Genomic DNA, 13,361 nt, shown 5'->3' on the forward strand with positions numbered 1-13,361 from the left:
TTATTATTGGATCAACATATTATTCTATTTGACTTTCAGGAACTGGTGAGCTCAACACTGGCTCTCTTGATTGCTGTATTCGACTTTTTAAGTAATCTAATAGGTCGATTACAAGCTGTGATCAATTATGTTTTTGAGAGTTTGCCTTATAATGCATTGAATCGGTTGATTGTATATATGATACTGATCTTTTTTGTATCGTTGATTATATTGCTGCCAACAATTTTAATTTCAAAATTATACCTGGCTTATCAAAAGACAAGGTACAATCAAATTCACGTAAAATATTCTCAGATCATTATCGATTACCTAATTGGAAATAAAGAGGTTCATGATATTAATGATAGAGATAAGCTAAAATCAAGTCGATTTCATCGGAATGTAATGATTGATGTTTTAATGGCAATTGATAAAGCCGAAAATAAGGCTGTAAGTGATAGGATAAGAGCTTTGTATCTGGATTTAAAACTGAATCAGGAATCAATTCGAAAACTGGATAAGTTTTCCTGGAACAAAAAGATTTTTGGAATTCGCGAATTGAGTCACATGAGGGTAAAGTCTGAGAATCAAAAAATTATTTCTTTTCAGCAGAAAAATAATGATGTATTGAGGATAGAATCACAAATGGGATTGATAAAACTCTTACCATTTGTTCCTTTCGCATTTTTGGATTCTCAGGAGAAACCTTTTACAGTTTGGGAGCAAATTAATGTGTTTGATTTGATACGTAAAAACAGGATTGAAATTCCTGAGTTTCATTTGTGGTTAGAACATTGGAATGATTCGGTGGTTATGTTCTGCTTGGATATGATTAGAATATTAAAACAAAAGCAGGCGGCACCAAAGGTTTTGGAGTTAATATATCATGACAATGACTATGTAAAAGGAAAAGTGATTAAAACTTTAATCGACTTGGAAAGTTATGAGGCAATTTCAAAGCTTAAAGAAATATATTATTTGGAAGAATTACCAAATCAGTTGAATATACTAAGATCCATTGGGCAGTTAAAAATGGAATCGGAAATAAACTTTTTGGAAGATAAACTGAAAAGCAATGAATTTAAGATTAGGATGGAGGCCTGTAAGTCAATTGCTAAAATTGGGGAAACAGGCGTTGCCAGGCTAAATGCTTTATCAGTAAATGCTGATGAAGAATTAAAAGGGATTATCAACCACGTACTAGATCCTAGAATATGAATTACGATGAGTTAATTAGGTTTATTAGTTATTTCTTGGATAAGGTATTTATATCTTATGCATTCTTATTGATATTTAGTTATACAGGACTAAGTATTGTTTCGGGTATAGCCTTAAATTACTATCTGAAAAAGAACAGTTTTGTTGATTATAGTGTAATTCTCGATTCACCTCTTGCTCCGTCGGTTTCAGTTTTGGTGCCTGCTTTTAACGAAGCAAAAACCATTGTCGATAATGTAGAGTCTATATATACAATACACTACAATAATTTCGATGTAATTGTAGTAAATGATGGAAGTTCGGATGACACATTTGAAGAGCTGCAAAAAGCATTCAAGTTAGAGCGGGTTAATTTTGCAATCAATCATGAAATAGAAACAAAAGAGGTTCGAGGAGTTTACAAATCGCAACTTGAAACTTACTCAAACTTAATAGTTGTTGACAAAGAGAATGGAGGAAAGGCCGATTCTTTAAATGTAGCAATTAATGTTTCTGATAAAGACTTATTTATGGCTATTGATGCTGATTCGATTTTGGAACCAGATGCAGTATTAAAGTTGGTGAAACCATTCTTGGAAAGAACAGATAGAAGAGTAATTGCAGCTGGAGGTGTTGTTCGTATTGCAAATTCGTGTGTAATTGAAAATGGAAGAATAGCAGAGGTTTGTGTGCCAAAGAATTTATTGGCTAGAATGCAGGTTTTGGAATATACACGATCATTTTTAATGGGACGAATGGCTTGGGCCAAATTAGATGGTTTGATTATTATTTCAGGTGCCATGGGAATGTTTGATCGGGATGTTGTGGTGCAAAGTGGCGGATATGCTCATACCATTGGAGAAGATATGGAGTTGGTGGTTCGAATCCGTCGTTATATGTCAGAGCAAAGAGAGAAGTACAAAATAGAATATGTACCTGATCCATTGTGCTGGACAGAGGCCCCATCGGACGTTTCTACTTTTGGACGTCAGAGAAGCCGTTGGACAAGAGGTACAATAGAAACTTTGACCGATCATTCAAAAATTTTCTTTTCACCAAGATATGGTGCCATGGGAATGCTGGGATATCCATTCTGGTTTTTGTTTGAATGGCTGGCTCCTTTGATTGAGGTGCTTGGTATCATTTATGCAATTATTCTGTACTTTACAGGCAATCTAAGCTTGAATTTTATTCTGATAACCTTTCTTTTTGTATACACATTTGCCTTATTTTTTACAACCTGGGCAATTCTTTACGAAGAATTGACTTTCCATAGATACGAAAAGAAAGGAGATGTATTCCGATTGTGGATTGCAGCTCTTTTGGAACCATTTATATTACACCCAATATCTTTATTTTTCTCTATTAAAGGTAACATTCAATATGCGAGAGGGAATCGAAATTGGGGTAAAATGGAACGTAAAGGTTTTAAACACAAGCAAGGTTCAAAATCAAAGCTTCAATTGCTCGCAAATAAGAAGTGATCGATTTTATTTAATAATTTTTCTGAATTTAAAGGCTTTGAAAAAAAGTCATTACAACCTGCCGATAATGCTAGTTTCTCATCATTTTCTGTTGCATAGGCTGTTTGCGCTATAATGGGAGTCTTTTTAAGATATTTTCTGATTTCTTTGGTAGCATCTAATCCATTCATTTCAGGCATTTGAATATCCATTAAAATTAAGTCTGGGTGATATCCCGATTTGCATAAATCTACAGCCTCTTTGCCATTTTTACATATTGTGATATTTGCACCTGTGTTATCAAGTAATTCCTCCAGAAAGCTAATATTAATGTCCACGTCATCAACAATGAGAATTTTTTTTCCATTCCAGGAAAACCTACTTTGTTGATTGTTGTTTTCATTTAGTTTGGTTTCTTTTTTTTGTATTGGAATATAGAATTGAAATTTGGAACCTTTATTTTGGTTAGAGTCAAGTATTAATCTTCCGCCCATCAGTTCAATAATACCTTTTGAGATTGGCAAGCCAAGTCCAACTCCTCCAAATTGTTTAGTATATACATTTTCTATTTGCCCAAAGCGTTCAAATATGATATCATGCTTTTCTTTGGGTATTCCTATTCCTGAGTCTTCGACAACAAAAAATAATTTCGATTCAATTAAGGTAGAACTAATTTTAATAAATCCTTCTTTGGTAAACTTCAGAGCATTATTGATTAGATTAATCAAAACTTGTTTAATTTTACCAAGGTCAGAATCGATTTGATCGAATTCTGTTGGGACATTATTTATAAATGAAATTTCTAGATTTTCTTTGTGATATTTTGGCTTTTCAATTTTAAATAATGCGTCCAGATCGCTAAAGAGTTTTGAGATGGAGAAAGTAGCTTTGACTATTCTTAATTGGTTGACTTCTAAATAAGATATGTCTATTATGTTGTTGATGATTTCCAATAGTTGGCTCCCATTTTGATGCAAAATATCAATATACTGTTCCTTCTTGGCTTGTGATAGATTTTCTTTTAATAATAATTGACTAAAACCTAATATTCCATTCATAGGAGTACGGATTTCATGACTCATATTGGCAAGAAATGCTGACTTTAATCGATCACTTTCTTCTGCTTTTTCAAGTGCTACCTTTAGTTTGTTTTCGGCTTGTTTTAAGGGAGAAGTATCTATAAGAAAACCTAGGAATTCATCATCATGAATTTTCACAGCACTAATGAATGCTGGAAAACTCCTATTTTCAACAGACTTAACCATAACTTCTCCTTGAATTTTTCCTGATTCCAAAAGTTGTTTCATCATCTCAACGTTTTTTGCAAGTTGCCATGAGGAGAAAAAATCTTTTATGTAGTAATTAATTTCCTCAGATTCTACAATATCTAAGAGCTTTAGAAAGGCAGGGTTTGCAAACTTGAGTTTGGTGTTTTTATCAAATATTACGAGGCCATTAGGAGATTCTTCAATGTAGGTTCTAAGTTTGTATTCGCTTGCGATTAAGGCTTGCTCGATCTCGATTCTCTGGCTAATATCATTCATAAGCCAAATTTCTTTACCATCGAAACGGTAGGCGTGAAATTCAACTTGTTTTATTTTTCCTGATTTAGTTATAATGGATGTGATTGTTGGATTTTTAAAATTTTGGGATTTGCTGGCCTTATAAATTTTATAATTTATTTCCTTTTGATCTCTGTAAATGGCAGTAAACCAAGAATTAATATCGGGAGTGTCTTCGTTGGTATATTCGGTTATCTCATAGGCTTTTTTATTGGTGAATAAAACTTCTCCTTCCACAAGAATAGCTCCTGAAGGTAAATTTTCAATTACCTCTCTAAAACGTTTTTCAGATTTAATTAATTCCTCATTTTTCAGCCTAATATTAGTCGTTTGTCGGTCAACAGCTTTTTTTAATTGTTTATTAAAAATGTATAGATACAGTAGAATGATAACAGCAATTGATATTGTTATAATAGAGATGATTAGTGCCCATTTTAACCATGTTGGAGTTTTAAATTGTTCTCGCTTATAAATAAAACCACTTAAATCATAATTGGTAGAAATCATACCCATCTGAGCACAAATTCTTGCAATATTATCTAGTCTGCCTGGATTAATATGTCCGATTTCAACATAATCATTTAAAATCAACTTTTGAATTTGTTTTGCTTCGAATTGAAGGTGCTGTTTACTTTTGTTTACTCCGTAAGTGTTAATAATGATATCGATGATTTCATCTTGATTTTTTAATGCATAGGCCCAACCTTTTTTTGTGGCTCTAATAAATGCATCAACTCGTTTCGGGTTATTTTTAACTTCATTTTCAGTTGTAAATATTCCATCACCGTAAAAGTCAATACCATAGTTTTGAGGATAAATGATTGTATAATCAATACCTTGCTCACTTAAAAAATAAGGTTCGTTTGTCGAGTAGGCATTTAAAACATCTGTTTTGCCAGTAATTAAATCATTAACATTGTAGGTGGTGGTTAATCTAAGTATATTGTCCAAAGGAATTCCTTCTTTGTAGAAAATAGCTAATAGTTCAGGATCTCTATATTCATCCAGAAGCATTACTCGTTTGTTGATAAGGTCATGAGCTGTATTTATCCCTGATTTCTTTAGGCTAAGGAATATAGATGGAGAACTTTGGAAGATAGAGGCAAGAAGTACAACTGGTTTGTTATTAATACGCTCAATAAGGATATCATTTGCACCTACACCGTATTCAGCATCGCCCTGCAAAACAATTTCTACTGCGTTAACCGTCCCACCTTCTAAAAGTTCTACATCTAAACCTTCATTTTTATAAAATCCTTTGTGCAGTGCAGCATAATATCCTGCGAATTGAAATTGGTGATAGTATTTTAGTTGTAATCTGATTTTATCAAGGCTTGGTGCTTTTGTCGGTTCGTTTGCTTGAGAATTGAGAAAAAGCAAAAGAAATATAAGAGTTAAGATCAGATTACACGAGAGGAATGGTATTGGAGATTTGTTCATGTTAACAGCATTTTAAGTGCTGTTAATAAAGTTACATTTATAGTATGGAGCAGCAAAATTTTGAGAAAGAAAAATCCCCGACTTTTAAAAGTCGGGGAGGAGTGTTATTTCATTGCCCAATTGATTGAGTTGGAATTAACCTGTTCTTTAATTAGTGCTAAATCATAATTGTTTGGATTAACCTGAATCATCTCGCCATTTGGCTTGTAGATTTCGATTAGATTAGCTTCTTCATTTAAACTTACTAATTTTTGTAATTCTTTGTCACCATCCTTTAGGCTCCAGCTTGAACTAGTTGGGTCGTAAACCAATTCCGCAAAGTTGCCTTTGTTTGGACCTTGTAGCTGTTCGATGTGAAATTTATTTTTTGTAGCTGTGATTCTGTATTTTTTACCATCTTTTTTCACAATCTGAACATCTTTTTCACCTTCTTTCATTGCTATAGGATTATCTCCTGACCAAAACTCAATGGTATTTAAAACCAATCCATCAACTAGAACAGCAACCTCGTAAACAGGAATTACAACAAATGCAAAAAATACCAATGCATTTGTAAATTTATCTCCTACAGTTCCATTCCATTCATGAAGGTTTTTGGTCAAACGAAAGGGGCCGTAACAACCTGTTTGTCCAATGCTAAGAGTGAAGAATAGACAAGCTAATAAGAAAATATTAATCTTTTTCATGTTCATCAATTTAATTTATTAATATGTTATTTTTAAAATCCTTACTTTTTGCAAAAGAACGGCAAATAAAATTAAATATTGTTATTCATTTTGTTTTTCCTCTCATGAAATTACAAAGTTTTTTTTATTAAAAAAAGATGATGGAAGAATCTTACTTCACATCATCTTTATTAAGAAACGAGTATTTGTTTGGTAATTAATGGTATGCTTTTTCACCGTGCTCGTAAATATCTAAACCTTCTTCTTCTACAATTGCTGGAACTCTAAGTCCAATTGATTTGTCTAATATTTTGAAGAGTATATAAGCGGTTCCTAAAGCCCAGGCTGCTATGGTTACTACTCCCAAGGCTTGAATTCCAAGTAGTTTAAACCCGCCACCATGTAATAGGCCTCCATCAGTGGCAAAAATTCCTACTAAAAGAGTTCCCAGTGCTCCATTCACGCCGTGTACGGTTATGGCACCTACAGGATCGTCAATTTTAAGTTTCTTATCGATGAACTCAACTGAAAATATAAGAGTTATACCTGCCAAAATACCAATTACGATTGCAGCTTGAGGTGTAACTGTATCACATCCAGCAGTAATGGCAACTAGTCCTGCTAACGCACCATTTAAAGTTAACGAAAGGGTTGGACGTTTATATCGTAACCAGCTTACCGTTAGAGCTGAAATGGTTCCACCTGCTGCTGATAGGTTGGTTGTTAAAAAGATATGAGAAATAGCAGCCGTATTGTCTGTTCCTGAGGCAGCTAACTGAGAACCTGCATTAAATCCAAACCATCCGAACCACAGGATAAATACTCCGAGAGCGGCAAAAGTTAAGTTATGTCCTGGAATTGCATTTGCTTTTCCATTGTATTTACCTATACGTGGTCCGATTAAAGCAGCACCTACTAACCCCATCCAAGCACCAACTGAATGTACAACGCTTGATCCTGCGAAGTCGTGGAAGCCAAGATTGCTTAACCAACCGCCTCCCCAGACCCAGTGGCCTGAAATAGGGTAAATTATGGCAGTGGTGATAATACTGAAAAATAGATAGGTTTTAAATTCTGTTCTTTCTGCTACAGCTCCGGACACAATTGTGGCTGCTGTTGCTGCAAATACTGTCTGAAACATTAGAAATGAATAGTCAATTTGAGGACTTGTTTCTTCCAGAAAGGGAAGTCTTCCAATTAATCCTCCTAAATCGGAACCAAACATTAAGGCATATCCAATTAAGAAGAATGAAATTGATCCTACTCCAAAATCCAGTAAGTTCTTCATAAGGATATTGGCTGTGTTTTTAGCTCTTGTAAAACCCGCTTCTGCCATGGCAAAACCTGGTTGCATAAACATTACTAATGCTGCCGATAGTAGCACCCATACTACATCTAATGAATGACTGGTTGCCGTAATTGTTGATTGTATTGTGTTTAAACTCAGAGTTTCTTCCATCATAATAAATTTAAATTTGTGATTAATTAAGCTTAGCCCTATTCTTCATCGTATAAGGAGCGATCTCCAGAATCTCCGGTTCTGATTCTATAAGCATCAAGAACCTCGTAAATGAAAATTCTTCCATCTCCTATTTCTCCTGTAAATGCATTTTCATGGATGCACACAATACAACTGTCTACAAATTTGTCTCTTACAATAAAAGATACCAAGGTTCTCTCAATACTGCTTGTATCATACTTAATCCCTCGGTATACTCTCTCTTCTACCGATTTTCCTACACCTCTTACATCCCAAAATGTCAGGTAGTCTATACCTATTTTGTGTAGTCCTTTCTTAACGTCTTCAAATTTAGTTTTGCGAATAATAGCTTCGATCTTTTTCATAAAATATTCTGTTATAGGATTTTAATTTAAATGAGTCTTTTAATTTGAAACACCAAGGTTCCCCGGATTAAGGAACCTCGGGTTTCGTGTTTAGACCAAGCGTAAATTCGACTTTTGTCGAAAAATTGAAGAAATTGAATGTTTTTGTTGTCTTGAGAAAAGCAGGTAAGCTTTATCTTCCGAATTGAGAATTTTCATTTTCATGTGGTTAATAATGGTTTTTAATAATAGTTAGTAATTATAGTTTTTTTCTTAAGCAACATCTTTTTTAAAGGGGGTGTATTAAATAATTGTGGTTTTTTTAAGAAATACACCTGATATTTTCTAGGGTTGCTTTTGTAAAAGTATTAAAAAATTCATATCAGCAAATAAAAATTTGGGGTTCTTTTTGTGAAAAGTGCATTTTTTTAAATTATATCGTTTTCGAAAAGGGGGTATCTTGAATTATTTTTGATTTTTTAGGGGGAGGTCTATAAAAATAATGGTGGTTGAATTTAAGAATAGGGATATCTATGCTATATCATTTTGAATAGAATCTATGTGGCTAAATCGTTAACTTTTCAATATTCTTGAAAAAAAGATTTGTCTGAAAAAAAATAAATGCTAATCTTTGCTCCGTACAAAAAGAACAAAAATGAAGTTTATTGCATTACATCATCGTCATCATCATTTTACTTACCCGCAGGTGAGCTGACGATGTTATGCCTTATTCTAAAAAGATATTTTAACTAACATTATTAATGCCCGCCTGATTCAGGTGGGCATTTTTTTTACCCGTGAAGAATCAGGTGGTCTCAAAATTTTAATCATGGGTGAAAAATTAAAAATTGCAGTTCAAAAGTCAGGAAGACTTAAAGAAGATTCTCTTAAAATCCTTAAAGAATGTGGAATTTCTATCGATAATGGAAAAGATCAATTAAAAGCCAGTGCTTTTAACTTTCCATTGGAAGTTTTGTATCTTAGAAATTCAGATATTCCTCAGTATGTGGAAGATGGGGTGGCTGATATTGCTATTGTAGGTGAAAATGTTGTAATAGAAAAACAAAAAGAACTGGAAATATTACAGAAGCTTGGTTTTTCGAAATGCAGGTTGGCAATGGCATTACCAAAAGATGTTGAATACAATGGCCTGGAGTATTTTAATGGTAAAAAGATAGCAACATCTTATCCAAACTCTCTTCAACTATTTCTTGATCAGAATAATCTGAATTGTGATATACACGTTATTTCTGGTTCGGTTGAAATTGCTCCAAATATTGGTTTGGCCGATGGTATTTGCGACCTTGTAAGTTCAGGAAGTACCTTATTTAAAAATGGACTGCAGGAGGTAGAACAAATTCTAAAATCAGAAGCTTGTTTGGTTGCCAATAAAAATATTTCTGGCATAAAACAGGCAATTCTAGACAGACTAATGTTCCGATTGAAATCTGTTTTGGCAGCTAAGAATAATAAATACATTCTTTTGAATGCTCCAAATGAGAAGGTCAATGATATCATCGAAGTATTACCTGGAATGAAAAGTCCTACAATTATGCCATTGGCTCAGGAAGGATGGAGTTCTTTACACTCTGTAATTAACGAAAATGACTTTTGGGGAGTAATTGACCAGTTAAAATTGAATGGCGCCGAAGGTATTTTAATCATCCCAATTGAAAAGATGGTACTCTAACATTTAAATAGAAAAAGACTATTAATCACAGAATATTTAATCATGCAAGTAATAAAATACCCCGATAAGAAAGACTGGAAGGCGATTTTGTCACGTCCTTTGATTGATAATGATGATTTGGAGAATGTGGTAAACCAAATTTTTAATGAGATAAAAACTGGTGGAGATGAGGCTCTGAAAAAATATACTTGGCAGTTTGATAATATTAAAATTGATAAGCTTGAAGTTCCTCAGGAGGGAATTGATAAAGCCGAGGAACTACTAAGTACGGAATTAAAAGATGCTTTATTGGTTGCTGCCAATAACATTAAAAAATTTCATGCTGCACAATTTCAAAAAACTAAAATTATTGAAACTACAAAAGGTGTTGCGTGTTGGAGAAAGGCTACTCCGATAGAACGTGTTGGATTGTATATTCCTGGGGGAAGTGCTCCATTGTTTTCAACTGTCTTAATGTTGGGAATTCCTGCAAAGCTGGCAGGCTGTAAAGAGATTGTTTTGTGTACACCACCAGGTAAGGATGGTAAGATTGATCCAGCGATTCTTTATGCCAGTAAATTGGTGGGGATAGATAAAGTGTTTTGCGTAGGTGGAATACAGGCAGTAGGGGCGATGGCATTTGGAACAGAAAGTATCCCCAATGTTTATAAGATTTTTGGACCAGGAAATCAGTTCGTAACTGCAGCAAAACAGAGGGTGAGCAAACTTGGGGTAGCAATTGATATGCCAGCAGGCCCTTCTGAAGTATTGGTTTTAGCAGATGAAAGTGCGAATCCGGAATTTATTGCTTCTGACCTATTATCGCAGGCGGAACACGGAACCGATAGTCAGGTGATTTTTGTTACTTGGGAAGAATCGTTAGTTAAAGAAGTTCAATTGGCAGTTGAAAGACAGTTGAGTAAACTTTCTCGCAAAGAGATTGCTGAGCAGGCCTTACAGAATTCTAAAATTATTTTGGTTTCTTCTATGGATGAAGCATTGGAACTAAGTAATGAATATGGACCTGAACACCTTATCTTATCCGTTGAAAATGAAGGAAAATGTGTCGATAAAATATTGAATGCAGGGTCAGTGTTTTTAGGAAATTATACACCGGAGAGTGCTGGCGATTATGCTTCTGGAACAAATCACACATTGCCTACGAATGGATTTGCTAAATCCTTTTCGGGAGTAAGTCTTGAATCTTTTATGAAGAGTATTTCATTTCAAAAGATAAGCGAAAAAGGTTTGCTTGAGTTGGGACCGGTAATTGAGGTGATGGCAAAAGCTGAACAGTTGGATGCTCACTGCAATGCAGTAAGTGTGCGTTTACAAAAATTGAGAGAGGAGGCCAAAGGATGAATACAACATTTACAATTGATAATCTGATTCGACAGAATGTGAAACAATTGGTTCCGTACTCTTCAGCTCGTGATGAATTTTCGGGCAATGGTTCTGTTTTTCTCGATGCAAATGAAAATCCTTATGAAAATGGAGTCAATCGTTATCCTGATCCATTGCAAAATCAATTGAAAAAAAGATTAACTCAAATAAAGGGAGTTCCTCCAACAAGAATGATTCTTGGGAATGGAAGTGATGAAGTAATTGATCTATTGTTTAGAGTGTTTTGTGAACCAAACAAAGACAATGTGGTAATTTGCACGCCAACTTACGGAATGTACGAGGTTGCAGCCAATGTTAATGCAGTTGGTATTAAAGAGGCTGCATTAAATGAGGATTTTCAACCAGATTTAGATCTGGTACAGGAGCTTACCGATGAGAACTCTAAGATGTTGTTTTTGTGTTCTCCGAATAATCCTACAGCAAATTTGTTGGATGAAGTTAGGATTATTCAACTCCTGAAAGCTTTTCCAGGGATTGTAGTTGTAGATGAGGCTTACATAGATTTTGCTCCAGGAAAATCGGTCTTGGATAAGTTGGAAGAATATCCAAATCTTGTGATTCTTCAAACTTTGTCGAAAGCATGGGGTATGGCCGGTATTCGATTGGGAATCGGTTTTGCATCAGAAGAAATTGTAGAAGTGTTGAATCGTATAAAGCCACCATACAATGTAAATAGCCTAACTCAAACAAAAGCTTTGGAATTGCTTGATGATGAGGCGAGGTATTTAAATCAGTTAAATGAGATTTTAAAAGATAGGGAACAGTTAAGCAAGTTTTTATCTGACTTATTATATGTGAAAAAGATTTACCCTTCAGATGCGAATTTTATTTTGATTAAGGTGGAAAATGCTAAAAAATTATACAATTACTTGTTGGAAAAAGGAATAATTATTAGAGATCGTTCAAAGATTGTTGGCTTGGAAAATTGTGTAAGAATAAGCATTGGCACCCAAGAAGAAAATAAGCTGTTGTGCGAATCATTAAGTGAATACAACTCTAAATTTTAAGCTATGAATACAAAAAAGAAAGTTCTTTTTATTGATAGAGATGGTACTTTAATACTTGAACCTCCTGTAGATTACCAGGTTGATAGTTTAGAGAAGTTGGAGTTTTATCCGGCTGTTTTTAGAGGATTATCAAGAATTGTTGATCAACTGGATTATGAGTTGGTGATGGTGACCAATCAGGATGGTTTGGGAACGGATTCATATCCTGAAGAAACATTTTGGCCTTCACAAAACAAGATGTTGAATACCTTTTCAAACGAAGGGATTGAATTTACCGATATCTGTATTGACAGAACTTTTCCTGAAGAAAATGCACCTACCCGTAAGCCAGGAACTGCTCTTCTGACAAAATACTTTTCGGAAGAATATGATTTGGCTAACTCTTATGTAATTGGTGATAGATGGACGGATGTGGAATTGGCCAAAAATCTGGGATCGAAAGCCATTTTTATCACATCAAGTGGAAATATTGGTGATGATGAATTGAAGGAATCTAAAAATGATCTTCAAGCTTGCATTGCTCTTGCAACGGATAGTTGGCTAAAGATATCCGAGTATCTAAGATTAGAGGAAAGAACAGCAAGAATAGTTCGCAATACAAAAGAAACTCAAATCGAAATCAAATTGGATTTGGATGGAGAAGGAAAGGGAGAGTTTGATACGGGAATAGGCTTCTTCGATCACATGTTGGATCAAATTGCCAAGCATGCAGGTATTGATTTATCTGTAAAGGTAAAAGGTGATTTGGAAGTTGACGAGCACCATACCATTGAAGATACCGCTATTGCATTGGGAGAAGCTTTTAAAAAGGCATTGGGATCAAAGTTAGGACTTGATCGTTACGGTTTTTCTTTGCCTATGGATGATTGCTTTGCACAAGTTGCCCTGGATTTTGGAGGTCGAAACTGGTTGGTTTGGGATGCTGAATTCAAACGCGAAATGATTGGAGGTATGCCTACCGAGATGTTCTATCACTTCTTTAAATCATTTACCGATGGAGCTGCATGTAATTTGAATATTAAGGCAGAGGGACAAAATGAGCATCACAAGATAGAAGGCATTTTTAAAGCCTTGGCCCGAGCTATCCGTATGGCCATTAGAAGAGATGTAAACTGTTTGCAATTACCATCAACCAAAGGAAAGTTATAAAG

General features: G+C 34.6%; 10 protein-coding genes. 6 read left to right on the plus strand and 4 right to left on the minus strand.

Going from position 1 to position 13,361, the window contains the following annotated elements; translation table 11 throughout:
* Nucleotides 1-6 precede the first annotated feature (6 nt).
* Together ACKPCA_RS03020 and ACKPCA_RS03025 are read left to right on the plus strand one after the other, a co-directional pair.
* Nucleotides 7-1,197, plus strand: coding sequence for a HEAT repeat domain-containing protein (locus ACKPCA_RS03020; RefSeq protein ID WP_321281312.1), 1,191 nt, complete (start codon nt 7-9; stop codon nt 1,195-1,197).
* On the plus strand, nt 1,194-2,660 hold the full coding sequence (locus ACKPCA_RS03025; protein ID WP_321281313.1) for a glycosyltransferase family 2 protein: 1,467 nt from the start codon (nt 1,194-1,196) through the stop codon (nt 2,658-2,660). The genes ACKPCA_RS03020 and ACKPCA_RS03025 overlap by 4 nt, the downstream gene beginning before the upstream one ends.
* Here the strand turns inward: ACKPCA_RS03025 and ACKPCA_RS03030 are convergent.
* The 4 genes from ACKPCA_RS03030 to ACKPCA_RS03045 form a co-directional block, all read right to left on the minus strand.
* Nucleotides 2,636-5,641, minus strand: coding sequence for an ABC transporter substrate-binding protein (locus ACKPCA_RS03030; RefSeq protein WP_321281315.1), 3,006 nt, complete (start codon nt 5,639-5,641; stop codon nt 2,636-2,638). The genes ACKPCA_RS03025 and ACKPCA_RS03030 overlap by 25 nt on opposite strands.
* 104 nt (nt 5,642-5,745) lie before the next feature.
* Entirely contained in the window at nt 5,746-6,327 is a 582-nt protein-coding gene (locus ACKPCA_RS03035) for a DUF3332 domain-containing protein (protein ID WP_321281316.1), read from the minus strand.
* 196 nt (nt 6,328-6,523) lie between these two features.
* A complete protein-coding gene (locus ACKPCA_RS03040) occupies nt 6,524-7,765 on the minus strand; it encodes an ammonium transporter (protein WP_321281317.1) in 1,242 nt (413 codons plus the stop codon).
* A 38-nt stretch (nt 7,766-7,803) separates the two neighbouring features.
* Complete coding sequence (locus tag ACKPCA_RS03045; protein WP_054719203.1) at nt 7,804-8,151, minus strand: P-II family nitrogen regulator; 348 nt, start codon at nt 8,149-8,151, stop codon at nt 7,804-7,806.
* An 808-nt stretch (nt 8,152-8,959) separates the two neighbouring features.
* On the opposite strand from ACKPCA_RS03045, the gene hisG reads away from it, so the two are divergent.
* From hisG to hisB, 4 genes are read left to right on the plus strand one after another with little or no spacing between them, the layout of a single operon-like run.
* Nucleotides 8,960-9,820, plus strand: a complete 861-nt coding sequence (gene hisG / locus ACKPCA_RS03050; RefSeq protein ID WP_321281318.1) for an ATP phosphoribosyltransferase — start codon at nt 8,960-8,962, stop codon at nt 9,818-9,820.
* Nucleotides 9,821-9,862: 42 nt separating this feature from the next.
* Nucleotides 9,863-11,161 carry a histidinol dehydrogenase gene (gene hisD, locus ACKPCA_RS03055; RefSeq protein WP_321281319.1) on the plus strand — a complete coding sequence of 433 codons (1,299 nt, stop codon included), beginning with the start codon at nt 9,863-9,865 and terminating at the stop codon, nt 11,159-11,161.
* Entirely contained in the window at nt 11,158-12,210 is a 1,053-nt protein-coding gene (gene hisC, locus ACKPCA_RS03060) for a histidinol-phosphate transaminase (protein ID WP_321281320.1), read from the plus strand. Before hisD ends, hisC begins: the two co-directional genes overlap by 4 nt.
* 3 nt (nt 12,211-12,213) lie before the next feature.
* The gene (gene hisB / locus ACKPCA_RS03065; RefSeq protein WP_321281321.1) at nt 12,214-13,359 is read left to right on the plus strand and encodes a bifunctional histidinol-phosphatase/imidazoleglycerol-phosphate dehydratase HisB; all 1,146 of its coding nucleotides are present in this window, start codon (nt 12,214-12,216) and stop codon (nt 13,357-13,359) included.
* The last annotated feature ends 2 nt before the right edge of the window (nt 13,360-13,361 follow it).

Origin of the sequence: Marinifilum fragile (assembly GCF_963677365.1) — a bacterium.
GTDB lineage: Bacteria > Bacteroidota > Bacteroidia > Bacteroidales > Marinifilaceae > Marinifilum > Marinifilum fragile.